Origin of the sequence: Actinophytocola sp. NPDC049390, assembly GCF_044466355.1 — a bacterium.
Lineage (GTDB): Bacteria > Actinomycetota > Actinomycetes > Mycobacteriales > Pseudonocardiaceae > Actinophytocola.
In genome coordinates this window covers 687,292-713,233 of the sequence record NZ_JBITMQ010000001.1, presented here as the reverse complement: position 1 = coordinate 713,233, position 25,942 = coordinate 687,292, and the positions used below count along the sequence as shown (strand labels likewise).

Annotated in this window: 24 protein-coding genes; 12 read left to right on the top strand and 12 right to left on the bottom strand. The window is 70.2% G+C overall.

Features of this window, described 5'->3' with window-relative positions:
- Nucleotides 1-30: 30 nt before the first annotated feature.
- The gene (locus ACIBVP_RS03235) at nucleotides 31-1,785 is read right to left on the bottom strand and encodes an Hsp70 family protein (RefSeq protein ID WP_396104309.1); all 1,755 of its coding nucleotides are present in this window, start codon (nucleotides 1,783-1,785) and stop codon (nucleotides 31-33) included.
- Nucleotides 1,786-1,886: 101 nt separating this feature from the next.
- On the opposite strand from ACIBVP_RS03235, the gene ACIBVP_RS03230 reads away from it, so the two are divergent.
- From ACIBVP_RS03230 to ACIBVP_RS03210, 5 genes are all read left to right on the top strand, one after another.
- Nucleotides 1,887-2,390: a DUF3558 family protein gene (locus tag ACIBVP_RS03230; protein WP_396104308.1), complete on the top strand. Its 504-nt coding sequence runs from the start codon at nucleotides 1,887-1,889 to the stop codon at nucleotides 2,388-2,390.
- Nucleotides 2,391-2,575: 185 nt separating this feature from the next.
- The gene (locus ACIBVP_RS03225) at nucleotides 2,576-3,379 is read left to right on the top strand and encodes a hypothetical protein (protein ID WP_396104307.1); all 804 of its coding nucleotides are present in this window, start codon (nucleotides 2,576-2,578) and stop codon (nucleotides 3,377-3,379) included.
- An 18-nt stretch (nucleotides 3,380-3,397) separates the two neighbouring features.
- Nucleotides 3,398-4,168, top strand: coding sequence for an IniB N-terminal domain-containing protein (locus ACIBVP_RS03220; protein WP_396104306.1), 771 nt, complete (start codon nucleotides 3,398-3,400; stop codon nucleotides 4,166-4,168).
- A gap of 77 nt (nucleotides 4,169-4,245) precedes the next feature.
- Entirely contained in the window at nucleotides 4,246-6,096 is a 1,851-nt protein-coding gene (locus tag ACIBVP_RS03215) for a dynamin family protein (RefSeq protein WP_396104305.1), read from the top strand.
- Entirely contained in the window at nucleotides 6,093-7,592 is a 1,500-nt protein-coding gene (locus ACIBVP_RS03210) for a dynamin family protein (protein WP_396104304.1), read from the top strand. Before ACIBVP_RS03215 ends, ACIBVP_RS03210 begins: the two co-directional genes overlap by 4 nt.
- Here ACIBVP_RS03210 and ACIBVP_RS03205 read toward each other — a convergent pair.
- From ACIBVP_RS03205 to ACIBVP_RS03195, 3 genes are all read right to left on the bottom strand, one after another.
- Nucleotides 7,570-8,448: a hypothetical protein gene (locus tag ACIBVP_RS03205; RefSeq protein WP_396104303.1), complete on the bottom strand. Its 879-nt coding sequence runs from the start codon at nucleotides 8,446-8,448 to the stop codon at nucleotides 7,570-7,572. The genes ACIBVP_RS03210 and ACIBVP_RS03205 overlap by 23 nt on opposite strands.
- Nucleotides 8,445-8,717, bottom strand: a complete 273-nt coding sequence (locus tag ACIBVP_RS03200; RefSeq protein WP_396104302.1) for a hypothetical protein — start codon at nucleotides 8,715-8,717, stop codon at nucleotides 8,445-8,447. Before ACIBVP_RS03200 ends, ACIBVP_RS03205 begins: the two co-directional genes overlap by 4 nt.
- Before the next feature lie 185 nt (nucleotides 8,718-8,902).
- Nucleotides 8,903-11,386 carry a LuxR C-terminal-related transcriptional regulator gene (locus ACIBVP_RS03195; protein WP_396104301.1) on the bottom strand — a complete coding sequence of 828 codons (2,484 nt, stop codon included), beginning with the start codon at nucleotides 11,384-11,386 and terminating at the stop codon, nucleotides 8,903-8,905.
- A gap of 635 nt (nucleotides 11,387-12,021) precedes the next feature.
- Between ACIBVP_RS03195 and ACIBVP_RS03190 the strand changes: the two genes are divergently transcribed.
- Together ACIBVP_RS03190 and ACIBVP_RS03185 are read left to right on the top strand one after the other, a co-directional pair.
- Nucleotides 12,022-12,222, top strand: a complete 201-nt coding sequence (locus ACIBVP_RS03190; protein WP_396104300.1) for a hypothetical protein — start codon at nucleotides 12,022-12,024, stop codon at nucleotides 12,220-12,222.
- Nucleotides 12,223-12,319: 97 nt separating this feature from the next.
- Nucleotides 12,320-15,136, top strand: a complete 2,817-nt coding sequence (locus ACIBVP_RS03185) for an ATP-binding protein (protein WP_396104299.1) — start codon at nucleotides 12,320-12,322, stop codon at nucleotides 15,134-15,136.
- On the opposite strand, the gene ACIBVP_RS03180 is transcribed toward ACIBVP_RS03185, so the two are convergent.
- Genes ACIBVP_RS03180 through ACIBVP_RS03170 form a run of 3 tightly spaced genes read right to left on the bottom strand, consistent with a single transcriptional unit; the run spans nucleotide 15,129 to nucleotide 17,370 of the window.
- Entirely contained in the window at nucleotides 15,129-15,560 is a 432-nt protein-coding gene (locus tag ACIBVP_RS03180; protein ID WP_396104298.1) for an SRPBCC family protein, read from the bottom strand. The genes ACIBVP_RS03185 and ACIBVP_RS03180 overlap by 8 nt on opposite strands.
- Nucleotides 15,561-15,577: 17 nt before the next feature.
- Nucleotides 15,578-16,246, bottom strand: a complete 669-nt coding sequence (locus ACIBVP_RS03175) for an HAD family hydrolase (protein ID WP_396104297.1) — start codon at nucleotides 16,244-16,246, stop codon at nucleotides 15,578-15,580.
- Nucleotides 16,243-17,370, bottom strand: a complete 1,128-nt coding sequence (locus ACIBVP_RS03170) for a cytochrome P450 (RefSeq protein ID WP_396104296.1) — start codon at nucleotides 17,368-17,370, stop codon at nucleotides 16,243-16,245. Before ACIBVP_RS03170 ends, ACIBVP_RS03175 begins: the two co-directional genes overlap by 4 nt.
- 78 nt (nucleotides 17,371-17,448) lie before the next feature.
- Between ACIBVP_RS03170 and ACIBVP_RS03165 the strand changes: the two genes are divergently transcribed.
- From ACIBVP_RS03165 to ACIBVP_RS03155, 3 genes are all read left to right on the top strand, one after another.
- On the top strand, nucleotides 17,449-18,042 hold the full coding sequence (locus ACIBVP_RS03165; protein WP_396104295.1) for a class I SAM-dependent methyltransferase: 594 nt from the start codon (nucleotides 17,449-17,451) through the stop codon (nucleotides 18,040-18,042).
- Between the two features lie 130 nt (nucleotides 18,043-18,172).
- Nucleotides 18,173-19,837 (top strand): glycosyl hydrolase 115 family protein, encoded by a 1,665-nt coding sequence (locus ACIBVP_RS03160; protein WP_396104294.1) that lies wholly within the window; start codon nucleotides 18,173-18,175, stop codon nucleotides 19,835-19,837.
- A gap of 10 nt (nucleotides 19,838-19,847) precedes the next feature.
- Nucleotides 19,848-20,714: a hypothetical protein gene (locus ACIBVP_RS03155; RefSeq protein ID WP_396104920.1), complete on the top strand. Its 867-nt coding sequence runs from the start codon at nucleotides 19,848-19,850 to the stop codon at nucleotides 20,712-20,714.
- On the opposite strand, the gene ACIBVP_RS03150 is transcribed toward ACIBVP_RS03155, so the two are convergent.
- From ACIBVP_RS03150 to ACIBVP_RS03140, 3 genes are all read right to left on the bottom strand, one after another.
- Nucleotides 20,711-20,959: a WhiB family transcriptional regulator gene (locus ACIBVP_RS03150; protein WP_396104293.1), complete on the bottom strand. Its 249-nt coding sequence runs from the start codon at nucleotides 20,957-20,959 to the stop codon at nucleotides 20,711-20,713. The two genes, ACIBVP_RS03155 and ACIBVP_RS03150, sit on opposite strands and share 4 nt — an antisense overlap.
- Before the next feature lie 212 nt (nucleotides 20,960-21,171).
- Nucleotides 21,172-22,074, bottom strand: coding sequence for a hypothetical protein (locus ACIBVP_RS03145; protein WP_396104292.1), 903 nt, complete (start codon nucleotides 22,072-22,074; stop codon nucleotides 21,172-21,174).
- Nucleotides 22,075-22,293: 219 nt separating this feature from the next.
- Entirely contained in the window at nucleotides 22,294-22,563 is a 270-nt protein-coding gene (locus tag ACIBVP_RS03140) for an amphi-Trp domain-containing protein (protein WP_396104291.1), read from the bottom strand.
- 148 nt (nucleotides 22,564-22,711) lie between these two features.
- Between ACIBVP_RS03140 and ACIBVP_RS03135 the strand changes: the two genes are divergently transcribed.
- Complete coding sequence (locus tag ACIBVP_RS03135) at nucleotides 22,712-22,972, top strand: hypothetical protein (protein ID WP_396104290.1); 261 nt, start codon at nucleotides 22,712-22,714, stop codon at nucleotides 22,970-22,972.
- Nucleotides 22,973-22,982: 10 nt separating this feature from the next.
- Here the strand turns inward: ACIBVP_RS03135 and ACIBVP_RS03130 are convergent, their stop codons facing one another.
- Nucleotides 22,983-23,777 (bottom strand): endonuclease/exonuclease/phosphatase family protein, encoded by a 795-nt coding sequence (locus ACIBVP_RS03130; RefSeq protein ID WP_396104289.1) that lies wholly within the window; start codon nucleotides 23,775-23,777, stop codon nucleotides 22,983-22,985.
- 81 nt (nucleotides 23,778-23,858) lie between these two features.
- Between ACIBVP_RS03130 and ACIBVP_RS03125 the strand changes: the two genes are divergently transcribed.
- A complete protein-coding gene (locus ACIBVP_RS03125; RefSeq protein ID WP_396104288.1) occupies nucleotides 23,859-25,070 on the top strand; it encodes an exo-alpha-sialidase in 1,212 nt (403 codons plus the stop codon).
- 79 nt (nucleotides 25,071-25,149) lie between these two features.
- Here the strand turns inward: ACIBVP_RS03125 and ACIBVP_RS03120 are convergent, their stop codons facing one another.
- Entirely contained in the window at nucleotides 25,150-25,914 is a 765-nt protein-coding gene (locus ACIBVP_RS03120) for an SAM-dependent methyltransferase (RefSeq protein WP_396104287.1), read from the bottom strand.
- Nucleotides 25,915-25,942: the final 28 nt, after the last annotated feature.

Sequence of the window (25,942 nt, the reverse complement as noted above, 5' to 3'; positions counted from 1 at the left end):
TGCTGGGCCGGGGCGGTGGTTGACCGGCGGTCACGGCGTTGTCCCCGAGGTCGTCTCCGCGCTTGTCTCCGAGTTTGTCTCCGCGGTCGTCTCGACCGGGGCATCCGGTTGTTCCGCGACGGTCTCCGTGGTCTCCGTGGTTGTCGTCTCGCTCGACGTTTGTTCCGTGGTGGTCGCGGTCGTCTCGTCGGTGGTCGGGTCCGTGGTCGGGTCCGTTGTTGTGGTCTGGTCGGTTGTGGTGGTCGGATCCGGTTCGGGGTCGGCGCTGGTCGGGTTGACGCTGTCGGCCGGGCCGCTCGGGGACGGCTTCGGCGTCTGCGTGGCCGGTGGCGCGCCGTTGACCTGCGCTTCCCGGTCACCGCCGGTGGTGGGGGCTGGGCTCAGGTCCGCCGGGGCCGCCTCGGCGGGTTGGGCGCCGGGACGTTCGGGACCCGGTGGGGTGGTCTCCCGGTACGGCTCGCCGGTCCACGGGTCCTCCTTCGGCGCGCCCGCGGAGGTGGGGTCCAGCATCTCGCTCGGACCGCCCGCCGCCACGGGATCGGCGACGCCGACGGGTGCCGCGCCGCCCGGCAGGATGTCCGAGCCCACCGTGCCGGTGGTCACCGCCAGCGCACCCGCGCACATGGCCAGCGCCAACGCGACCGTGATCGCGCGGCGGGAGCGGAGCACCGGCAGACGTGCCTCGACCGGTGCCAGCTCCATCGTCCGAGGCTCCGCCGCCGGTCGCGACGACAGCGCGGCACCGCGGGCCACCACCGCCTTCGGGTCGGAGTCGACGGTCACCGGGCGGTCGAAGGACGCCGAGACCTGCTGGGACACCAGCGGGATCCGGGACGAGCCGCCTACCAGCAGCACGGCCGTCAGGTCCGAGGTGGACAGTGACGCCGACGCGCACGCGTCCCGCAGCGCCGCGACGGTGGCGGCGATGGCGGGTTCGACCAGCTGCTCGAACTCCGTGCGTACCATGCGGACACGGGTGCTCACCCCGGGCAACATCACCGGGATCGTCACCTCCGTGTCGGCCGACAGCGCCTCCTTCGCCTCGGTGCACTCGCGCCGCAGGGTGGCCGCGGCGGTCCGCACCAGCGGGTCGGTGAAGTCCAGCTCGGTCCACTGGGTGCCCACGATGGTCCTGACGTGCTCGAACACGGCCTCGTCGAAGTCCACACCGCCCAGTGACTCGATGCCCTGCGGCACACCGACCAGTTCGAAGCCGCCTTCGTCCAGTTGGCGTACGACCGCCGCGTCGAACGTGCCGCCACCCAGGTCGTAGACCCCGATGGCGGCACCCGGTGCGACATGTCCCGACGCCGTGTACGCGACCGCCGCGGCCGCCGGTTCGGTCACCAGCCGGACCGGCGAAACCCCCTGTTCCGCAAGGGCTTCTGCCATCAGTTCGCGCTTGTGCCCGCCCCACGACGCGGGGTGGGTGAGCGCGACGGCGGCCGGTGAGGTGCCCTCCCGCTCGGTCACCCGGTCCACCACCCAGCGCACGAAGCACGCCGCGATCGTGTGTGCCTCGATCGGCTCACCGGCGACGAGCACGGGTGTGGGGTCACCGATGCGGCGTTTCACCTCCCGCACCACCCGGTCCGGATCGGTCACGGCCCGGCGGACGGCGGCGTCGCCCATCACGAACGAACCGTCGGCGGCCACGAACACCACCGACGGCACCGCCGGTTTGCCGTCCCCCAACGGAACGACCTCGGCACCCTGCTCACCGTCACGGTGTACCGCCGCCGCGGTGAACGTGGTGCCGAAATCGATTCCGAGCCGGTAACTCATCCTCGCCTCCAAGCGAATGCTGCTAAGGAAGACGCGTAACGACCCGAGAACGTTACACAAATCGCGATCGGACGAGAAATGACACAGCGGAAGGAAATCCCGTGATTATTCGCCTTCTGGCGACCGCGGCGATCGCGGTGGTGACCGCCGGGTGCGCGGGCGGGTCACCACCGCCGCCCGAGCCGACGGTGCCGCCGGTCGAGTCGCCCAAGGGCCTCGTCGGCATCGACCCGTGCGCCCTGCTCGACGACTCCGCGCGCACGGATCTCGGGTTCGACGGCGGCGTGCCGGGCACCGACGAACTCGGCGCGAACTGCAAGTGGACGGGCGTGCACGCGGAGTCAGCGCAGCTCACCGCCTTCACCAGCGGGAACGGCCTCGCGGAGCTGGCCGAGGGCCGCGACTCGACGACCAGCAGGGTGCGGCTGATGGGCTACCCGGCGCTGGAGACGTTCACCGCCCGTGGCGAGTTCTGCCGCTATGACGTCGGCGTCGCGGCGGACCAGGCGATCGTGGCGACCATGCGCGCCGGCGAGCCGGACTCGTGCACGGCGCTGCAGGAGTTGCTCACCGTGGTGATAACGCGACTGCCCGCATCCGATTAGGCGTTTCACCGTGGCACCGATATCGGGGGCAAATCCCCTAACGGACCCGGGCGGCCCCCGCGAAGGTCATCTCGGGGTGCGGGACAAACCCCGATTACTCCGCTCCCCCGGGGCCATACGTTTCTTCGCAGGCCCCGATTCCCCGTCGGGAAACAGTGGGAACAGACCAAGGAGCAAGACGGAAAATGGCTGACTTCAACTTCCAGCAGTACGTCGCACCGGTGCAGGACGTGGACACCAGCACCGCGGGCGGCGCGGGTGGCGACGGTGGCGAGGGCCGCAGCCTCGCGTTCGGGTACGCCGACGCGGACGCCGACGGCGGCACCGCGACGGGCGGCGCGGCGGCAGGTGGCGCGGGTGGCGCCGGCACGGGCACGGGGACCGGCGGCGCGGGTGGCGACACCACGGCGACCGGTGACGGCGGCAACGGCTGGTTCTTCGGTGGCGGCGACGGCGCCGAGTCCGACGACGGCGGCGACGGTGGCAACGGCACCGGCACCGGTGTCGCGGGTGCGGGTGGGCCGGCCGCGGGCGGCGGCGCGGACGCCGACGCCGACGCGGATGCCGACAACGACACGGACTCCGGCCCGGTCGACGCGAGCGGCGGCGACGGTGGCGCGGGCGGCGCGGCCGCGGTGTCGGCGAGCCAGAACATCAACGTCTCGAACTCGTTCTCCAACGTGGGCAACGAGGACAACGACTACACGGTGTTCAAGAACTCGTTCAACTCCGACAACGACGGTGTCGACAACAGCCACGGCGTGATCAACGACAGCGTGGTCGCGGGCGACGACATCGAAGGCTCGCTCAACAACGACAACGACGTGGACATCAGCGACTCCTACAACGACACGCTGACGCAGAACACGACCGACGCGTCGACGACCACGTCCTACACGGACTCGTTCAACGGCAACGTGTTCGACAACGACGGGCTCGACCTGGACCTCGACCTCGACATCGAGGACGTCGACGTCGACATCGACTGACCGGCGCGGACGAGTCACATGACCACGACGATCTCCTCGCTCATCGAGTTCCTCATGGCCCTGCTGGCCGACGAGGAGCTGGCGGCCGACTTCAGCGCCGATCCCGAAGGCGTGCTCGACCGGTACGGGCTGGACAGCACGTGCGGTGAGGACATCCGCGACGCGGCGCCCATGCTGGCCGACCAGGTCGACGTGCAGACCGTCGGCGGGCACCCGCGCTTCGCGGGCGGCGACGACCCGGTGGCGGAGATCACGGTGATCACCAGGCACTACGACGTGACCACCGGTCCCACCACCAACGAGTACAACTACTACCACGTCGACGACCGCGACATCGTCATCACGGTCGACGACCGCGACACGATCACCATCCACGCCGAGGGCGACCTGGAGATCACCGACTCCTTCAACGAGGACAACGACATCACGGTGATCACGGACTCGTTCAACCAGGACAACGACGGGGTGGACAACAAGGGTGGCTCGATCGACGACAGCGTCGTCACGGGCGACGACACGACCGGGTCCATGAACTCGGACGACGACACCACCCTGACCGGGTCGCACAACGCGACGGTGACCGAGACCGACACCGACCTGTCCACGGACACGACGGTCGACGGCTCGTTCAACGGCAACATCTCGGACGACGATCACATCGACACGGACGTCGACGTGCTCGTGCCGCCCGAGGAACCCGCACCGGCCGCGGTACACGAGTCGGATGCCCTGTGGCCGTCGGTGGACGCGGACACGGGTGGCGAGCTCGACGCGGCGGTGACCGGGTGATGACCGGTGTCCGCCCCGGGGTGGCAAAAACCGCACACACCCCGGGGCGGGCGCCGGGATCTGGTATGGGAGAGGCGATGCGTGGAGCGGAGTCCGTCGAGGCGTTGGAGGCGGCGCTGCGTGTCATCGCGCCCTACCGCAGACCGGACCTGGAGACACGGCTGCGCACGTCGCTGCACCGGCTGCGCACCGACCGTGTCCGGGTGCTGGTGGTCGGCGAGTTCAAGCAGGGCAAGAGCCTGCTGGTCAACGGGCTCGTGCGGGCGCCGGTCTGCCCGGTGTTCGACGACATCGCGACCGCCGTGCCGACCGTGGTCCGGTACGCGGCGGAACCCACCGCGGCCCTGGTCCGCGTGGTGGAGCAGGCCGAGGACGGTGACCCGGCCGCCGCGAAGCTGGAGCGGGTCGAGCTGCCGATCGAGGAGCTGGCCGGGCACCTCGTCGAGACCGGCGACGCCGAGAACAGGGAACGGTGGCGCCATGCCGACATCGGTCTCCCCCGCGCGCTGCTCGCCCACGGACTGGAGATCGTGGACACCCCGGGGGTCGGCGGGCTGAACTCGGTGCACGGCGCCGCGACGATGGCCGAGCTGCCGCAGGCGGACGCCGTGTTGTTCGTGTCCGACGCGTCGCAGGAGTACACGGCACCGGAGCTGGCGTTCCTCAAGCAGGCGACCGCACTGTGCCCGAACGTCCTCTGTGTACTGTCCAAGACGGACCTGTACCCGGAGTGGCAGCGGATCGCGGAGCTCGACCGCACGCACCTGGAGCGGGCCGGGATGGACACCGACCTGCTGACCGTCTCCGCCGCGTTGCGCGTGCACGCGATCCGCAACCGCGACGAGGAGGCCGACCGCGAGTCCGGGTTCGACGAACTGACCGAGTACCTCGTCGACCAGGTCGCCGGGCAGGCCGAGGTGCTGGCCCGCCGGTCGACCGCGAACGACGTCGCCGCCGCGACCGAGCAGCTGGCCACGACGTTGCTCGCCGAGCAGGCGGGCTACACCGACCCCGCGCACGCCGGGGACGTGATCCGGCGGCTCACCGAGGCCAAGAAGCAGGCGGTCGCGTTGAAGGAGCGGTCGGCGCGCTGGCAGCACACGCTCTCCGACGGCATCGCCGACCTGAACGCCGACATCGACTACGACCTGCGGGACCGGATGCGCGACATCGTCCGGGAGGCCGAGGAGGAGATCGCGAAGGGCGGCGACCCGAAGAAGACGTGGGACCAGCTGGCCTCGTGGGTGGAACAGGAGGTGAGCGCGGCCGTCGCCGCGAACTTCCTGTGGACCGCACAGCGTGCGCGCTGGCTCGCCGAGCAGGTGGCCGAGCACTTCTCCGACGGCCAGGAACCGCTGCCGAAGATCAGGACGGCGACCGAGGACCCGCTGGGCCGGGTGGCGGACATGGAGCTGCGGCTCGGTGAACCGTTCGGGGTCGGCCAGAAGGCGCTGTCCGGGCTGCGCGGCGGGTACGTCGGTGTGCTGATGTTCGGCATGCTCGGCACGATCGTCGGGATGCCGCTGATCAACCCGTTCTCGATCGGCGCCGGGTTGCTGCTGGGCGGCAAGGGCCTCACCGACGACCGGCGACGCGTGTTCGCGAAACGGCAGGCCGAGGCGAAGGCGGCGATCCGCCGCTACGCAGACGACGTGATCTTCCAGGCGGGCAAGGAGTCCCGCGAGCTGCTGCGTCGCGTGCAGCGCGACCTGCGTGACCACTACACCGACCGCGCCGAGGAGACCAACCGGTCGCTGAAGGAGTCGCTCGCCTCGGCGGAGCGGTCGGTGCGGGCGTCGAAGGAGGAACAGGAACGCAGGCTCGCCGAGATCCCCGCGCAGCTGAAACGGCTGGCGGAGCTGCGTGACCAGGCGCTCGCGCTCGCCCCTCGCGCAGGCGGCCACCGGCAGCTGGAGGCCGCGCCATGACGGCCCTGACGTCGTCCGTCCGCCACGTGTTGCGCCGTGCCATCGAGGTGTACTCGGGCGCGCCGTCGGTCGCCGAGACGTTGCGCGACCAGCTGGACCGGCTCGACGAGCCGCTGCGGGTCGCGATCGCGGGCAAGGTGAAGGCTGGCAAGTCGACGCTGCTCAACGGGCTGGTCGGCGAGCTGGTGGCGCCCACCGACGCGGGCGAGTGCACGAAGGTCGTGACGTGGTACCGCGACGGGCTCACCCCGCGGGTGGTGTCCTATCCGGACAGTGGGCCGCCGGAGCCGCTGCCGGTGCACCGGGACGCGCACGGGCTCACCCTGCGGCTGCGTGACGTGCCGGCCGACCGGCTGCGGCGGATCGTCGTGGACTGGCCCTCGCAGTACCTGCGGAACGTCACGCTCATCGACACCCCCGGCATCGCGTCGACGTCCGAGGGCGTGTCGCGGCGGACGGTGAACCTGCTGACGCCGGACGAGGACACCCCGGCCGAGGCGGACGCGGTGGTCTACCTCATGCGCCACCTGCACGTCGCGGACGCGGAGTTCCTGGAGTCGTTCCGGGACCAGGGCGTCGCGCGGGCCAGCGCGGTGAACACGATCGCGGTCATCTCGCGGGCCGACGAGGTGGGCGGCGGGCGGATCGACGCGATGCTGTCGGCCCGGCGCATCGCCCGCCGCTACCGCGCCTCCCCCGCGCTGCGGGGGTTGTGCCAGACGGTGTTGCCGGTCGCCGGGCTGCTGGCGGCCACCGGCCGGACGCTGGCGCGACGGGAGTTCGACACACTCGCCGCGCTGGCGGCCGCGCCGCGAACCGACATGGACGCCGCGTTGCTGTCCACACACCGGTTCCTGCGCTCGGAGCGGGTGCCCGCGCTGTCCGAGGTGCCCGCCGACTTCCGGCACGCGCTGCTCGACCGGTTCGGCCTCTACGGGTTGCGCCTGGCGACCATGCACATCCGCCAGGGCTGCACCGACGCCACCGCGCTGTCCGCCGAACTCGTGCGCGGCAGCGGGTTGCGGGAACTGCAGGCCGTGCTGCGGGCGCACTTCACGCAGCGGCGGGACCTGCTGAAGGCACGCACCGGGCTCCTCGCGGTCGAGCGGGTGCTGCGGAGCGGGGTCCCCGGCGCCGACGAGAACGCGGTGCACGCCCTGGCCGCCGAGGTCGAGCGGATCTCCTCGGGAGCGCACGAGTTCGTCGAGCTGCGGCTGTTGTCGCAGTTGCGCTGCGGCGAGCTCGTGCTGCCCGACGCGGATGCCGTGCCCGCCCAACGGTTGCTGGGCGGTGAGGGCGTCACCGCGGCGGCACGGCTCGCGCTGCCCCAGGACGCCCCGGCCGACGCGGTGCGTGCCGAGGCGCTGGCGCAGCTGGTGCGGTGGCGGCAGCGCGCGGAAGACCCGTTCGCCGGGCAGTCCCAGGTGCGGGTCTACCGCGCGGTCGCCAGGAGTTGCGAAGGGGTGGTGGCCACTACTTCGTCGGCTGCACGATGACCGGCGAGCCCTGCGGCACCGGCAGCACCTGCACCTTGCCGGACTTGATCGCCTCGTTGACCGCCTGCTGTTGCTGGTAGGCCTGGTAGGCGGGCATGCCGCCGGGGAAGTTCGCGGCGGCCTCCTTGTCCACCTCGGCCGCCTGGCTGCGCAGCTCCGCGGCCTGCTTGTCGGTGAGGCCGGCCACCAGCTGCGGTTGGATACCCGGTTTCTGCAGCAGCACCGAGTTGATGGTGATCAGGTCCACGCCCTGGGTGAGGGACTTGAGCACCCTCGGCAGCTGCGCGAGGACGTCCTTCTCCCACTGCGCCTTCGCGGGCGCGTCGGTGTAGAGCTTCTGCCACGGGTACTTCAGCGCCTCGTTGTCGGTCGCCCGGTCGAGTGCCGCGCCGACGTAGTTGCGCAGCAGCGCCGACCAGCCCGGCTTCATCTGCTCGCCGCCGTCGGTGGGGGCCGCGTCGTACTTGTAGGCGATCAGCTCGTGGAACATCTGCAGCTTCCCGCCCGGCCACTCCTTGCCCGTCGGGTCGGTGAACGGCGAGCAGTCGGTGTTCAGGGTGAACTTCACCGTGCCGGTCACCTTGATCTCCTGCGAGTCCTCCGTCGTCGACGTCAGTGGCGCGGAGTCGATGCCGTCACCGTCGCCGAACGTGAAGTCACGCTGGCCGCTCGGGTAGTAGTAGTGGTCGTCGTTGACGTCGCTCACGTCGCGTTCGGTCTCGCACTCCACGAACTTGCGCGAGTCGAACGGGCCCGCGCCGTACTGCAGCGACACCTCGCTGGAGGTCGGGTTGCCGATCGAGCAGGCCGTGAGGAACACGGCCGCGACGAGCAGGAAGGCGAGTCTGGTCCTCATCGGCTCATGTCCAATCGGTCGGCGTTCAGCTTCCGGATGATGGCGCGCACGTCGGTGGCGAGCACCGAGTCGATGTCGCGATACGTGTCGGCTTTCTCGTCGATCTCCGCGATCGCGCGGGCGAGCAGGTCACGCTCGCCACGCAGCCGGTCGAAGTCGGCACGCCGGACCCCGGCCTGGCTGCCGAGCCACCGGACGACGAGCCACACGACGAACGCGACCACGACGACGACCACGACGACGATCAGCGCGAGTGCCCTCGGGTTCATGGGCACGACGCTAAGGCCGAGTGCCCGGGAGGGCTCCCGGGCAGCCCGCCTCCCCGTACTCAAAAGTGCTGGTCCTGACCCAGCGACACCTGCGGACCGCAGGCGGTCAGTGGCTGGGTGCCGTCACGTTCCCCTGAGGTAACCGCTGCTCAGGCCAAGACTCACCCGCAAAGATCCAAACCGCGCTACTCGACCGCGGGCTGTTCCAGCAGGTTGCGCAGGCGGTTGAACAGCTCGTTCCTGCCGTCCGCGCCGAGGCGGGTCTTCATGCGGGCCACGTGGTGCTCCACGGTCTTGGCCGAGATGAACAGGCGGGCGCCGATCTGCTTGTGGGTCAACCCCGCGAGGATGAGCCTGCCGATCTCCAGCTCACGCTCGCTCAGCATGGGCGCGACCGGATCGTCCGTGCTCTCCGCCGGTTCGGCGTTCGACACCCGGGCGAGTGCCATGAGGTCGGCCGCCGCCTTGCGGTCCTCGGCGCGGGCGGCGGCCTCGGCGGCCAGGTGTGCGGCGTCCCAGTCGAGTCCGGCCTGCCGCAGGCCCGTCACCGCCTCGCGGACCGTCGCCGGGTCCGTGTCGCCGGTGAGCACGCAGTCGGCGGCGCGGGCCAGTGCCGCGACGTGCGGTGCGCGGTCGGCGAGTTCCTTCAGCGCCGAACCCGCGTCCTCCGCCGCGTGCGGGTCGCCCGCCGCGAGTGCCGCGTGCAGTTCACACCAGCGCAGGGACGCGGCCCACAGGGGCGGGTTTCCCAGGCGTGCGAGCAGGTCGTGGGCGCGCGCCAGGTGCGGGGCGAGCGCCGTGGTCTCCCCCAGTGCGGCGGCCGCGACGGTCAGTTCGCCCAAGGGGCGCAACAGGTACAGGTGTACCGGGTGGCGGATCAGCGCGGTGCGGCCGCGTGCCAAGGCGGCGGCGAGCGCGGTGGCGTCGTCGGTACGGCGGGCGACGGCCGCGGTGAGCGCGGCGGCGAGCACCTCGTCGGCGGGTTCGAGTGGTTCGCGCACCCGGTCGAGCACGTCCCGTGCGGTGTCGAAGGAACCCCGGGTCATGGCGTCCCAGCCGTGCAACAACAACAGGCCCGCGTGGGCGAGCCCGCCGCCGACCTTCGCCGCGACCGCCTGCCCGAGCGTGGTGTCGGCGAGCGCGACCTCACCGCACTGCGCGGCCACGATGGCGAGCAGCTCCGCCGGACTGTAGGGCAGGAGCACACATTCACCGGCGGGTTCCAGCAGTGCGGCGGCGCGGGTGAGGCAGGACAGCGCGGTGGGCACGTCGTCGTCGACGGTGGCGAGCAGGCCGGTGGCGACGAGCCGCACGGCCGGGCCGGTGAGGGTGGGCGCGTCGGCCTCGCTCGGTGGCGCGGCGGCGAGCACGGCGCGGGCCCGGTCGAGTTCGCCGGTCGCGAGCAGCGCGGGAACGGCGTGCAGGACGTCGGTGTCGCCGAGCCCCTGGTACAACTCGGCCGTGCGTTCGGGGAAGCCGCGGTGGGCGAGCACCGCGGCGGTGACCTCGACCGCGCGCCTGCGGTCGTCGGCGGTGGGGTTCTCGGCGGTGAGGGTCTCGTCGGCGAGGCGCAACGCGCGTGCCGGGTCCCCGGCCAACGCGGCGGCCTGCGCCCGTCTCGCGGTGACGGTCCTGGCGGTGCCACCGGCGCGGACGGCGGCGTCGAACAGTTCGGTCGCGAGGTGCGGGGAGGTGCGCAGTGCCTCGTCGGCGGCCGCGGCGAGGACTTCGGACGCGCGGGCGCCGGTGGCGTGGGCGTCGGCGAGCCTGCGGCCCGCGGCGAGCACCGGGCCGCCGTTGCCGAGCTGGATCTCGGCGAGGCGGCGCTGCATGTTCCTGGCGCGCAGCACCGGAAGCGCGCGGAGGACGAGGTTGCGGACGAAGACGATCAGGTCGCCGGACTCGGTGAGGAGACCGGTGGCGCGGGCGGCTTCCACGGTGTCGGACAGGCCCGCGGGGTCGGTGTCCAGGAGGGTGGCGAGGATGTCGGCGTCGAGCGGTGCGCCGAGCGCGAGTGCTTCGAGGAGGTCGTGCACGGGGGCGTCGAGCGCCTCGATGAGGTACCGCAGCCGCTCGGCGAGCCCGGGCGAGACGGAGACGCGGCCCGGACGCCGGAACCGCTCGGGGTGGCGGGGGTCGAGACGGCCGGTGTCGAGCAGCGCCTGCGTCACCATCGCGGCGAACAGCGGCGATCCACCGGACTGCTCAAGCACGAGCGCGACAAGACTGTCAACCGGTTGGCAATTGCCACGCCGCGACACCAGAGTTGCCACCCCGTCCCGGTCGAGCAACCCGAGCACGACAGGCGAATGGTGGCGGGAAAGCTGTGCTCCCAAGGCGGAAAGGCCGCTGGGGCGCGGCCACGGACGGTAGGCGACCACGATGCGTGCGTCGTCGGCCCTGGCCCGCGCACGAAGGTCGTCCAGCTCGGCCCCGTCCAGCCGATGGGCGTCGTCGACGAGCAGGGGTGAGCCGCGCTCCTCGCGCCCGACGCGGACACCAGCCCTCTCGTAAGCCGCGGCGACGGCGCTGAGCAGGGTTGTCTTGCCCGTGCCACCGGGCCCGACGACGGCGGCGGTCAGCGAGCCGGCTGGTGCGGCCGCGATGCGCCGGAACAGCCAGGAGGCCGCCGGGAAGGCGCCTTCGGGATCGGCGGGTGCCCGGCTCACGAGGTCGGCCCTTGCGCCGTTCGAGAAGCCACGCCCATGCATCGGTGACGGAGCGTAGGCCATTACATGATCGTCGGAAGTTGCAAATGCACGAGCATCCGCGCGATCTGGTCGTTTCATCACCCACATGGTCGAGCCAGATCCCGGCAACTGCCCTCGGACATCCGTCACTTGACCGATGTCTCCGCCAAGCGGCCGGAGCAGACTGTCAATATACGGAAATCGAGATGACAATTAATCGCGGGGTGACATGGTGGTCGCGGACGAATGGCATGACGAACTGGTACTCGTCGCTGAATTGTCCAGCGTGAACAACCAGATAGCCAGGTTCGTACTACGCATGCTCGACACCGACGCCCGGCGGAGAGAACAGATAGCGGTAGCCGACGAATGCCGCCTCGGCGGCCGCCTCGTCAATCTCGGCTACGCATTGCAGGACCGTGCCGTACACAGAGCTGCAGGGCGCCACCGCGATGGGGCAAGCATCACGGAAACGCCCTGCAGCCGAGGTCACACGGGGTCAATTGCAGGCTGAGCCGACAATTGCCAGCGTGATTGATCATCAGTTGTACAACATGAACGGAGCGACGCTGTTGTAGAGCATGCCTGGTGGTTCAGCTGATGCCGTACCACCGATGGCCAAGGCCAAACCTACGGCTGCCGCGATCGCAGCCACTATTCGCGCGATTCTCATCCCGACTCCCGATGCCGCACACAGAGGGATCAAAAAGGGTCGCCAAATGACGCGGGAGTACCGCGCCCTGACGCTGGAGATGGGGTTAAGCTATTTCTCAAAAAAAGGATCCCACATACAGCAAGTAATAGCTGATAACTGAGTGTTAACGAACGGCTAACGGAATGAGCACGTCCACGGTTGGCGTAACCTGGCCGCCAACCGTTGTTCCCTGCCATGACTGGCAATACTGTCGTGGTATGCCGAGTGATGCCTGCGCACTCGTCGGCCGCGAGGCCGAGATCACCCGACTTACCGGATTGGTCGACCTTCTCGCAAGTGGTTCAGGGCAGGCAATCCTCCTCGAAGGAGAGCCGGGGATCGGCAAGTCGTCCCTTGCGCGCGTCGCTGTCGCGGCCGCTGATCAACGCGGCTTCGGCTCCTACTGGGCAGAGTGCGACGAACTCGGCCAGGCACTGCCCCTTCAGCCGTTGGTGGACGCCCTCCTGTCCAAGGCGACTGCCGAGCCTCGGCTCGACACCATCCAGCGCCTCCTACGTGGTGAAGTCAGCAGCGCAACCGATCCGGCGATGGCCGCGGCCGAGCAGATGCTCGCGCTCATGAACGAACTGAGCAGCGAGACCCCAACTGTGCTGGTGGTGGACGACCTACAGTGGGCGGATCTCTCCACCATCAGCGTGTGGAAATGGCTGGCACGTTCGGTCGATCGCACCGCACTGCTGCTCATCGGCACCGTGCGACCGGTACCGCAGCGAGACGAGTTGCTCGCTGTGCGCCGCGTGATCGGCTCCGACAACACCCTTCGCCTGGAGGGGTTGCCGAACGAAGCGGTCAGCGAGCTCATCGCGACGATCTCCGACGGCACACCTGGTACGAACCTGCTCCAACTCGCGGCCGAAGCGGCGGGCAACCCCTTGTACCTGACCGAACTCATGGACTCACTGGTGCGTGCTCAGCGCCTCACGGTGAGCGACACGGGCGCTGTGGAAGTGACCGGTGGCCCAGTACCGGGTTCGCTCATCGGCGCGATCTCCGATCGGCTCGACTTCCTGTCGAAGGACGTCCGCGACATACTGCAGGCCGCGGCGTTGCTCGGCAACGAGTTCCTCGTGGCCGATCTCGCCATCGTCCTGGGTCGGCGGGTGGCCGAACTTGTACCCGCCATAGACGAGTCCCGCACCGCCCGTGTGCTCAAGGACGTCGGTGACAAACTGGCGTTCCGGCATCCGCTGATACGCGCGGCTCTGTACGACAGCATCGCCACGCCACTCCGACCGGCATGGCATCGCGATGCGGCACGGGCACTCGCCAAAGCAGGGGTACCCACCCAGCGGGTCGCGCGTCAGCTTCTGCAGGCGATCAGCGTGCCCAGCCCGGATCCGCTGGACGAATCACTGCTGAACTGGACGGTTGACGCGGCACCAACCCTGGTCGCCCAGGCGCCACGGACGGCCATCGAACTGTTGCGGCAAGCGGCGAGCCGCACGCCCGCGAGCACGACACGAGGCGCGGTGCTGGTCAGTCGGCTGGCGGAGGCGCTCTACCGTGCGGGGGAATGTGCGGAGGCAGTGCAGATCGCCACCCGCGCGATGGCCGTCGTCGAGGACCCCGATCTGCTCATCGATCTACATTGGACAGTGTCGCAGAGCCGGGCCATGCTCGGACGTGCTGACGAGGCCCTCGGAGCGCTCGAAGAGGCGTACGAACTCGCCGAGATGTCTCCGCAGCAGCGGGCGCGGCTACTGGTGCTGACTGCAAGGGCACACCGCGACCTTGGTGAAGTGTCCGTCGCGGGCAACGTCGCGACCAAAGCGCTGGCCGCAGCCGAGGAAGCCGGGGACAAGTGGGCACTGGGCTGGGCCATCCACGTGATGATCCTGGTGGCGACGATGCGCGGCGAGGTGGCGGTCACGCTGCCGCTGTTCGATCGAGCGATCGATGTCATCGGTGACGACCCTGAGCTGACCGACCTGGGACTGCTCCTGCAGATCAACAAGGCCGTGGTACTCGGCGACCTCGACCGCTACGACGAGGCTTTGAGCACCGCGATGCGGGTAAGGCAGTTGGCGGACCGCACCGGCAGCCTCGTCCGTCTGGCACAGGCGCAGAGTGCCTTGGGGCAGTTGCTGTTCAAGGTCGGCAGGTGGGATGACGCGCAGGCTGAGGTCGAAGCACTCTCGGACGACTTCAAGGATCCCAGCGCGACGTGCTATGACCGAGGCATCGCGGCGGTTATGGCGTTCCATCGAGGAGACCCCACGTCCGCACGGCAACACCTCGAGCAGGCGGCCGCCAGTGCGGAGCAAATCGGGAACCGGGTGGTTTCTCCCTTGGTCCTCGCGCAGAGCCTCGACCATGAAGTGAGCGACCGGCCTGTGGAGGCGCTTGCCGTGCTGACCGCTCGGATCGGGGGTGATGCCGAGGAACTGGACGAGGTCGAGGACCTGCTTCCTGAAGCGGCCCGCCTCGCCGCCTCCACGGGTGATACCCGCGCCGCCGCCGACGTGGCGGCGCAAGCGGCCACCCTGGCGCGTCGGTCCTCCGTTCCGCACAGGCTGGGCACCGCCGCCTACTGCCGGGGTCTGCTGGAACGCGATCCGTTCCTCCTGCAGCACGCCGCCGACCGGTACCGGGACGCGGGTCGGCCGCTGCTCCGAGCCAAGGCACTCGAGGCCGCCGCCATCGGGTTCGCCGGGCGGGACGAGAAGGACGCCGCGCGGCGGGCGTTCACCCGGGCGGATGAACTTTACGACAAGCTCGGGGCCCACTGGGATCTCGCGCACCTTCGTGCGCACCTTCGCGGTTTCGGCATCCGGCGCGGGCCTCGCGCCAAACACCGGCAGGCACAGGCGGGCTGGAACGCCCTCACCCCCACCGAGACGAAGATCGCCGCCATGGTGGCCGAAGGGCTTTCCAACCGGCAGATCGCCGAGCAGCTGGTGCTCTCGCCGCGGACGGTGGGGACGCACGTGTCGCACATCCTCGCCAAGCTCGGGGTGCGGTCGCGCATCGACATCGCCCGGAAGGCGGCCGAGCACGTCAAGGCCGTCAGCTAGGTTCGCCCTGCTGCCGGTGCTGGTCGGCCTGGTCGTCCGCCGCCACGGCCTGGGTCAGTGCCGCGACCGTCTGTTCCAGGCCCTGCTGCACCTCGTCGCCCTCGGCGGCTCGCACGCTGTGCAGGCTGACGGTGATCCTGCTCCTGCCCGGCGCGACCTCCGCCACCGTCAGCTCGCCGTGGTAGTCGTCCGGGCCCTCGGCGCCCCACTCCAGCTTGCGTTCCGCCTCGTTCGGGCGTACCCACGCCTCGCCCGAGACGCGGTCGCCGTGTACCTCGGCCTCGACGTGGACCCGGTCGCCGCCCTCCGGTTCCGCCTCCCGCATCTCCGGGAAGTACCGCGGCAGGTTCGTGGGATCGGCGAGGTAGTGGAACAGGACATCCGGCGCGATGTCGGCGTCCGCCGTGTGCGTGTACGTCGTCATCCGCGGCGGGTACCCGGTCACACCCCCGGCAACACCTCCGCCACCGCGTCGCGCAGGGCCGACGTGCGGGTCGCGGTCGGGGCCGGGTCGACGATGACGGTCCGGCAGCCGATGACCGCCGCGCCGCCGTCCGCCTCCGGGCTGTCGCCGACCATCACCGCGTTCTCCGGCGCGACGCCGATGCGCTGGCAGGCGATGGTGAAGATCTTCGGGTCCGGCTTGATCACGCCCTCCACATAGGACAGCACGAACTCGGTGACCAGGTCCTCGACGCCGAGCTTGCGGAACATGGGCCGGATGTCCCACGCGATGTTGCTGACCACGGCCACCGGCACGTCCGCCGCCGCGAGCCCGCGCAGCACGTCCGCGGTGTCCGGGTAGGGCCGCCACGCGTCCGGCGAGGTCAGGCTCCGGTACACCAGCTCGGTCTCCTCCTCGGTCAGCTCGAACCCCGTCGACGCCAGCGACGCCAGGTACACCGTCCGGTGCAGGTCCGGGTCGAGGTCGCGCCGTGCCCACGTGTCGGCCAGGTCGGGCGGCAGGTGATCGGCCGACAGGGACGGCGACGTCAGCACCGTGGTGAGTCGCTCGCGCATGGGCTCGTCGAACGTGGTGGACGGCCAGCCGGGGCCGGGCTCGAATCGGAACAGCGTGCCGGAGAAGTCGAACAGGGCGCCGTGGATCATGCCTCCACAGTACGTTCACCGACTGACACGATCATGTCGTGCAGGGAGTAGGTGCCGAACGCGTCGTTGAACGCCACCCTCGGCTGCCTGGCCAGACGAACCCCGTCCAGCGTGAACAGCTTGGTCAGGAAGATGTCCGTCTCCTGCAGCGCGAGGTACGAACCGGGGCACTTGTGGGGTCCGTCACCGAACGTCAGGCCGGGACCGTCGGCCGAGTCGAGGTTGGCGGCCGCGATCGACACCTCCACCCGCTGGTCCTCGGCGATGACCGTGCCGTCCGGCAATGTGACGGGTGCGGTGGTGCGCCGCTTCAGCACGGCGAGCGGCGGTTCGAGCCGGGCGACCTCGTGCAGGATCGCGTACCTGGCCTGCTCGTCACCGGCGCGGTACGCGGCCAGCAACTCGTCGTCGGAGAACAGGTGCCACGCCGCCGCGCAGATGAACTCGCGCGTGGTGACCATGCCCGCCGCCGCGACCGTGATGCACTCGGACAGGATCTCGCCCGCGCCCGCCCCTTCGTCCATGAGGTGCGAGATCAGGTCGTCCCGACGCCGCCGCTTCCGCGTTCGCACGGCGGGCCGCACGTCGTTCACGTAGATGGCGAGCCACAGGTACAGGATCCGCGCCGCCCAGTACACACCATGAAAGCTCGTGAAGCCCGGCTTGCCGAGCTTCTCCGGGAAGAACCTGGCCAGCCGCCGTGCGGTGCCCGGCCTGCTCTCGGTCAGGCCGACGACCTGCTTCGCGACGTCGACCGCGAGGCGGAAGCTCAGCGCCGAGAGGTCCGCCCGCCCTGCGGCACGCAGCACGCCGATCTCCCGGTCGGCGACGCGGTGCATGAGGTCGCGGTAGTCCTCGTCCACCCGCTTGGGGGTGAAGAACCGGGCGGTCTGCCTGCGGTACTCGCGGTGCTCCGGCCCGTCCCAGTACAGCACCGGTCGGCGGAAGCTCGACGGCAGTTTCTCCACCGTCTCCACGCCCAGCCCGGCCTGCACGGTCTCGGTGTCGCGGAGCAACGCCCGGCTGCTCGCGGCGTCGCGCACGTGCCACGCCCCGTGGTCGTCGCGGAACGCCGGGCAGACCGATTCCGTTGCCGTGCGGTCGATCTTGCGGGTGCCGGCCATCAATCCATCCTCCCGCGCGGTTTGCGGTTTCGGCAACAAAAGTTGTCAGAACCGCACGACCGGGGTGAGGGTGCGGGTATGGATCAACAGTTCTGGGACGACCTGTACCGCGAGAAGGACCAGCTGTGGAGTGGCGCGCCCAACGGCGTGCTGGTCACCGAGGTCGCCGACCTCCCGCCGGGGCAGGCGCTCGACCTCGGCTGCGGTGAGGGCGCCGACGCCCTGTGGCTCGCGTCGCGGGGCTGGCTCGTGACCGCGGTGGACATCTCCGAGGTCGCCCTGGCGCGTGCGGCGGCCGCGGCCGGCGAGGCGAAGGTGAGCTGGGTGCACGCCGACCTGGCGTCGTCGGCGGTGCCCGCGGGCGCCTTCGACCTCGTGGTGGCGCTGTACTTCTCGGCGCAGCGCGAACCCGGGGACCACGCGATACGGAACATGCTCGCGGCGGTCGCGCCCGGCGGCACGCTGCTGTACGCGCACCACGACCTCACCGGGCACGAGCACGAACACAACCCCGACTTCAACCGCCACGACTTCTACTTCCCCGAGGACGTCGCGGCGCTGCTCGACGCGGACGAGTGGACGATCGTCACGCACGAGACCAGAGCGAGAGTGAACATGCCGTCGGAGGCCATGCACGTCAACGACATCGTGCTGAAGGCCAGCAGGAGGTAGTTCCGAAAGTTTCGATTCTCCTTGGCGCACAAGGACTCTGGTGTTCCGGACGCTTCTGTGGTTACTGTGTTCGGGTTACGGAAGTGTTCCGAAACTTTCGGCTCCGCCCTGCGTCAGTACGGAGATCGACATGCGCCGGTCCGCAGCCCTGCTCACCATTCCCCTCCTCGCGGCGGCCGCCGAGTCGCCGGCGCCCGCGGTCGCGAAACCACCCGCCGCCGAGGAGTCCTATGTGGTCACCACGCCACGGCCGGGCGCGTTTCCGCTCGTGGCGGGCGGTTCCGCCGCTCCGATCGTCGTGAGCGGCGCCGACCGGCCTGGGGTGGTGCGGGTCGTGGGCGACCTGCGGGACGACATCGCACGGGTCACGGGCGTGGCGCCGTCGGTCTCGCTGGACGAGGTGCCGACGGGCAGCGCGCCCGTGCTCGTCGGCACCATCGGCGAGAGCCCGCTCATCGATGATCTCGTCGAGCGCGGCAAACTCGACGTGCGCGGGATCGCCGGGAAGTGGGAGACCTCGCTTCAGCAGGTGGTCGAGCACCCGCTGCCCGGTGTGCGCCGCGCACTGGTGATCGCGGGCAGCGACCAGCGGGGCACGATCTACGGCGCCTACGACGTGTCGCGCAAGATCGGTGTCTCGCCCTGGTACTGGTGGGACGACGTGCCCGCACGGCAGGCCGACGCGCTGTACGTCCTGCCCGGCAGGCACACGCAGGGCACACCGGCGGTGAAGTACCGCGGGTTCTTCATCAACGACGAGAACCCCGCGCTCGACCGCTGGGCGCCGACGCGGTTCGGCCAAGGGCTCGCACCGGGACATCCCGGAGGGTTCAACAGCAAGTTCTACGCGCGGGTCTTCGAGACCGTGTTGCGGCTCAAGGCGAACTACCTCTGGCCCGCGGTCTGGGGCAGGGCGTTCGCCGAGGACGACCCGGCCAACCACGCCACCGCCACCGCGTACGGCGTGATCATGGGCACCTCGCACGAGGCACCGATGATGCGGGGCATCGAGGAGTGGAACCGGCACGCCGTGCCGGCGGTGCGCGACCCGGACGGCGACATCGTGACACCGGGCCACGACCCGTACGGCGGCACCGGCGAGTGGAGCTTCCGCCGCAACCGTGACGCGATCACCGCGTACTGGAACGACGGTGTCGAACGCATGAAGGAGCAGGGTTTCGAGGGTGTCGTGACGCTCGGCATGCGCGGCAACGGCGACGTGAGCCTCCCCGACGGCGACGGCATCGAGCTGATGCGGGAGATCCTCGCGACCGAACGGCAGATCCTCGCCGACCACGGCATGTCCGGCGTGCCGCAGGTGTGGACCCTGTACAAGGAGGTGCAACGGTACTGGGACAAGGGTTTGCGCGCACCGGACGACGTGACGGTGGTGTTCACCGACGACAACTGGGGCAACATGCGCAAGCTTCCCGACCCCACGCTGCCGGAACGCGCGGGCGGGTACGGCATGTACTACCACTTCGACTACGTGGGCGGCGGCCGCAACTACAAGTGGGTCGACACCATCAACATCCCGAACACGTGGGAGCAGCTGGACACGGCGTACTCCTACGGTGTGGACAAGCTGTGGGTGGTCAACGTCGGTGACCTCAAGAACGAGGAGCTGCCGCGAGCTGGCGGGCGGGAAGTGGCAGAACTTCCAGACCCAGCCGAAGATCGGCTACGGCGACGTCGCCCGGTACGGGCCGAACGCGCCGTGGCAGCAGCCCGAGCTGAACAACGAGGCGCTGCCGGACGAGGTCTTCCCCGCCGTGCAACGGATCGAGGTCCCTGAGGCGGCGGACATGGGTGTCGCGATCGACGGCTCTGACCAGTGGTGGCCGTCCGCGACGACGCCCGCGGTGCTGCCGACGTTCAGCCGCTACCAGAGCCAGCCGCGCCAGTACATCGAGGTGTTCAGCAGGGGCGCGACGGCGTTCGACTACCGCGTCACGTCGGCCAGGCCGTGGGTGTCGGTGTCGCGTGCACGGGGCACTGTGGACAAGGAGGTGCGCCTGGAGGTCACTGTGGACTGGCGGCGCGCGCCGAAGGGCACCACACGGGTGCCGCTGACGGTGACGGGTGCGGGACGGACCGTGGTCGTCGAGGCCGTTGTGGACAATGCGGCCCGGCGCCCGTCGAAGGGTTACGTGGAGGCGAACGGGTACGTGTCGATCCCGGCGGACGGCACGAGCCGGGTCGTCGGCGACTGGCTGCGCATCCCGGACATCGGCCGGGACGGCGACGGCATGCGGCCGGCGCCGGTGACCGCGCCGCGCCGCGAACCCGGTGACCAGCGCCTGGAGTACACGGTCAACCTCGCGACGACCGGGCCGGTGACCGTGTGGGTGTACCTGTCACCGAGGAACAACGTGCACTACACGGATGGGCTCACCTACGCGGTGTCACTGGACGGTCAGCCACCGCAACGGGTGAACGTGACGACGGTGACCGGCGCCGACGACACCGCCATGAACAGGCAGTGGGAACGCAACACGTCCGACAACGTGAACCGGACGGCCACCACCCATGTGGTCGACCGCCCGGGAGAGCACGTGGTGAAGGTGTGGGCGGTCGACCCGACCGTGGTGGTGCAGAAGGTGGTCATCGACACGGGTGGGCTCGCGCCGAGCTACCTGGGGCCGCCGCACAGCACGCGGGTCGGCCGCTAGGCCACCCGCTGACGGCGGACGAGAGCGCGGCGCTCCCGTTCCGTGGTGCCACCGAAAACGCCGTGGTCGAGACCGGCGTCGATGGCGTAGTCGAGGCATTCGGTCCGCACGGGACACCGCGCGCACACGGCCTTGGCCTCGGCGATCTGCCGGGCACCGGGGCCCATGTCGGAAATCGGGAAGAACAGTTCAGGGTCCGCGTCGCGGCAGGCGGCGCGGTCCCTCCAGTCGTCGATCATCTTCATGTCGGCCGCCTCCAATCAGGGCGTGTCGGTCCGCATGAACCCGCGCGCGAGTCTGCGAACAAGGTGTTCGTGGTTGTTGTGCCGGTTCCGGCACCGAGCCAGTCCCCTGCGGGCGCGATTTCTCGCGCCGCCCGCATAACAGCGTACGCGTAAACACCTCCGCGCGCTGCCCTTATTCCGGGCAGCGTGCGGAGGTGTCGGTGTGGTTCTGCTTACTCGCAGGCTACCCCGTCGTCATCGCTGTCGAGCTTGTAGATGTCGTCCCCGACGACCCGGACCGGACCGGACGCGTACGCGGGGCCGTTGCCGCTGCCGCCCTCGCAGTCGACGTCGCTCGCGATCGGCACGCAGCCCGAGTAGTTCGGGTCGCACGAGGGTTTCGGCGCGGGCTTCGGCTTCGGCGCGGGTGCCTGGGTGACCGGCGGCGCGACGACCTCCGTGGTCGTCGGCGGTGGGGGCGGCGGAGTCGTCGTGGTCGTCGTCGTGGTCGTCGTTGTGGTCGTGGTTGTGGTCGTTGTCGTCGTGGTGGTCGGCGGCGGCTCGAATGTCGTGGTGGTGGTGGTTTCGGCCGCGGCCGTGTTGCTCGCGGAAGGTTCGTCGTCGGGATCGCCGAGGATTCCCGCGAGCACGAACACACCGAGCACGACCGCCACGCCGATCCAGAGCGGCTTCCGCCACGCGGGCCTGCTCGGCAGTGTGGCGGGCGGCACCGGGCGCACGGGGGCGAAGCGTTCCGTGGGTGGTTCGGCCGCGAACACGGCCGTGTTCGCGTTGCGGGGCAGGTGAAGCGTGACCCGGAGGCCGCGTTGGTCGCGGGTGACGGTGGCCTCGCAGCCGACTCGTTCGCCGCTCGCCAGCAGTGGGGCGTAGCGCTGCGACATCATGTGCGTCAGCTCACCGACGCGGCGCCCGTCGACGCGGACCTCGACGCCGCGTTCCCCTTTGTACTTGCCGGAACCGATCACGCACCACGCCAACTCGGCGGCGATCCGGCGCTCCCCACCAGGGGCTACGGAGTAGCGCGACAGCGCCCGCTGGTGGCGATCCTCGCGGGTGACGGTGACCGGCACGTCTCCCCGCACCATCGAAAGACCCGGCGTCGGGTTCTCAACCATGCCGAGTCATTCGGCCCCCCGCCCGGCGTTGTTACCGGAATTCCGAAAAAGGGTGTCAGCCAGAATTCCCGGCACGCGGCGAATCCTCGTGGTGGCTCGCCTCCTGGTGGAGGGCAACGGATCCGGGCCCGCCGTCGGCGGCGGCGACGCTCGCCGACGGCCGGGTCCTCATCGCGGGCGACCGCGACCCGTGGGGGCGCGGCTGACCACCGTCACGTCCTAGACGACCGGCTTGTCGTCCCCGGCGTCGTCGTCCTCGGTGTCGAGCTTCCACTTCAGCTGGAACTCGACCTCCTCCTCGCCGTCCCCCCGCTCGTGCTCGATGGAGAACTCGGCGCGCGCCGGGACCCGGAACCGCTCCCCTGCGATCTGGATGCGGAACGAGGTCCCCGACTCCAGCGCGTCCGCGAGGCGGCGCAGCTTGGCGACCACATCGGGCGTGGAGTAGATGCGTTCGACGTCCCTCGTGCCGCTTCCCTGCTCGGCCACGTGACCTCCGTAGTACGGCGCCCCCTGCGGGCGCGGGTGGGCGCATTAGATCACCCGATCAGGGCACATCGGCCGCCACACCCCGGTGGCCATCGAGCCATTTTGCCGGTAGTGTCCGAATCATCACTTTCTGCGACAGGAAGGGCTCATGATGGGCTTGTTCGACGCCATCCGGGAGAAGGCCGCGGAACTGGTGTCCGGGGCGACGGAGAAGGTGGGCGAACTGACCGGGACCGATCCCGCCGACGCAGCGCAGAACCTCGGGGACACCGCCCAGGGCTATGCCGATGAGGCGAGCGGTGTCGGCCAGAACCTCGCCGGCACCGCCACCGACTCGGTGCAGAACGTCACCGACGCGGCGACCGACACCCCGCTGGGCAACTACGTCGACCCCCGCGACGGCCAGTAACGCCAGGCGCTCAGCGGGTGCGCCACACCACCAGTGACGCGAGCACAGGCCGGTGGTCGGAGGCCTCGGTGGGCAGGACCTCCGAGGACACCGGCCGCCCGTTCGTGAGCACGTAGTCGATCCGGGCGGTCGGCACGTCGGCCGGGTAGGTGAAGGCGCTCCCGCCGTCCCGCAGGTGCGCGGTCAACGTCGTGATCTCCGGCGCGGTCGGCACGGCGTTCAGGTCACCGGTGAGCACGACCGGTTCCCGCGCGGCCACCACGGCGTCCGCGACCGCGTCGGCCTGCAGCTGGCGGGAGGCGGCGCTGTTGTGCTGCAGGTGCGTGTTCATCACGCGGACGTGCACACCCCGCACGTTGACCACCGCCTCCAGCAGCCCCCGCTGCTCCTCCCCCGGGCTTCCCTTGGGGAGCAAGGTGTTCCGCCAGTCGAGGATCGGGTACCGGGACAGGATCGCGGTGCCGTACTGGCGGCGCGGCTGCCCGGCCGCGGGCGGTTCGAGGTCGAGGTTCGCCGCGTAGACGACGTGCATGCCGAGACGCTCGGCCAGTTCGGCGGGCTGGTCGGCCCACTGGCTGCGCTCGCCGTAGTGGCGGTCGACCTCCTGCAACCCGATCACGTCCGCGTGGGTGCGACGGATCTCGTCAGCGACGCGGCCGAGGTCGTACCGGCCGTCCTCACCGGCACCGTGGTGGATGTTGAACGACAGGACGGTCACGGGCCGGACCGGGGTGGCGGCAGCCGGGGCGGCGAGCGCGACCATGGCGCCGGCGAGCACGGTCAGAACGAGCAGGAGTCTGCGCATGGCGCGTAGCGAACCGCACCGAGATGACATTTTGGGTAACAAATCACCAGAACTTGGGTGATCTACGGTAAGGATTCTCCTGTGAAGACGAGCCGGTTACTCGCCCTGCTGTTGCCCGTCGTCGTCCTCCTCCCGGCCCCACAGGCGTCCGCCGCGGCCCAGTCCCACTCCGAGCGGATCCTGTTCAACGGCGGCAACGAGTCGATGAACGGCATCACCTACCACTCGTTCCGCATCCCGTCGCTGATCAGGACGAACAACAACACCCTGATCGCGTTCGCCGAGGGCCGTGCCGCGAGCAACGGCGACTTCGGCAACATCAACCTCGTCTACAAGCGGTCCACCGACAACGGCGCCACCTGGTCGTCGCTGCGCGAGGTCATCGGGTCCGGCCAGGGCGTGTGGGGCAACCCGACCGCCGTGGTCGACAAGTCCAACAACAAGATCTGGCTGTTCATGAACCACCAGCCGGCCACCAGCGGCACGGTGAACTCGTGGGACGACCGCCAGGTGTGGGTGTCCTCCAGCACCGACGACGGCCTGAGCTGGTCGGCGCCGGTGAACATGTCGTCGACGCTCAAACCCCGGACGTTGGCGGGGGGCGGCAGCTGGAACTGGGACGCGGTCGGCCCGGGCGTGGGCATCCAGACGACGTACCGCAACCCCGGCAGGCTGGTCATCCCGGCACAGCACCGCAACATCTACTCGGACGACCACGGTGCGACGTGGAAGGCGCAGGTCATGAAGACCACGACCGGCGGCGCGATGGAACAGACGGGCGAGTCGACGGTCCTGGAGCTCGCGAACGGTTCGCTGTACCGCAACGACCGGCCCACCACCCCGGTGTGGGAGGCCGCGAAACGCCGCCAGGTGGCGCGCGGCTCGATCGAGTCGGGCTTCACCCCGTTCTACGCGGCGAGCTGCCTGCTGGACCCGAAGAACGAGGCGTCGGTGATGCGGTACAACGCGGACGCCCCCGCGAGGCTGGCGTTCGTCAACTCGGCGTCGACGGTGACCCGCACGAAGATGCGCATCCGGATGAGCGAGGACGAGGGCCGCACGTGGGCGTACAGCCGGCCGTTCTCGGACGCGCCACTGCCGGGTGAGAGCGCGACGTACAAGGAGGGTGGCTACTCGAGCATCGCCAAGACGGCCGACTACCACGTCGGGGCGCTGATCGAGGTGAACGAGAACGTGTCGAGCAACTCCACCTCGCACCGCTCGATCGCCTTCCGCAAGGTCAACCTCCCGTGGATCCAGGGCGGCGTCGACGACACGAACTGCACGGGCTGACCCGGCCCATGCACTGAAGGACCCCTTCCGCACACGAGGAAGGGGCCTCCCGGCAGCCGGGCGCGATGGCCCGCGGGTGTCAGGCAGGGATCGCGAGCAGGTCTTCGTGGTGGACGGTCGCACGCAGCGGGCCGGTGAGCCTGCGACGCAGGTACGACCCGGCCACGTCCGCCAGCTCCTCGTCCTGCTCGCACGCGGCCCCCAGCCACCCCTGCAACCAGGCCGTCGTCAGCTCCGGGTGGTCCGGCCCCAGGCGCCACGGGCTGGGGCAGCGGTGCACCGTGGCGCCCAGGTCCTCGAACACTCGGCTGAGCACCGGCACCGCGTCCGGGCCGAGCAGTGCCCTGCCGTCGACCGTGCGCCGCTGGTGCGCGTTGAACGCACTGGTCACGGCCTCGTCGAGCGGGTCGGGCGGGTCCAGTTCGACCCTGCCGACCACCGAGAGGGCGAACAGCGCGGGACAGCCCGCCTTCACGCACAGCTCGGCGAGCCCGGTGACCTCCTCCGCCGTGAGCAGGTCGAGCAGCGCGGACCCGGTCACCAGCGCGGTGCCCGACAGGTCCTCGGGCGTCAGCGACGTCAGGTCACGCAGGTCCGTCACCGCGCCCGGTACGGCGGCGTGCGCGAGCAGGTCGGGGTCGCGGTCGGTCAGTACCCAGCGGTGCGGGGTGAGCAGGCGCGGCGACAGCCACCTGGCCATCGACCCGGTGCCACTGCCCAGGTCACGAATGACCAGGTCACGGGCCCCGAGGTGGGCACGCAGCGGGATCAGGAGGTCGTCGGCACGGGCATCGGCGTCGGCGGGCTCGCGCAGCGCCAGCCACTCGCGGGAGAAATCACTCATCGCCCTCTTACACGCTGCGCCGCCGCGC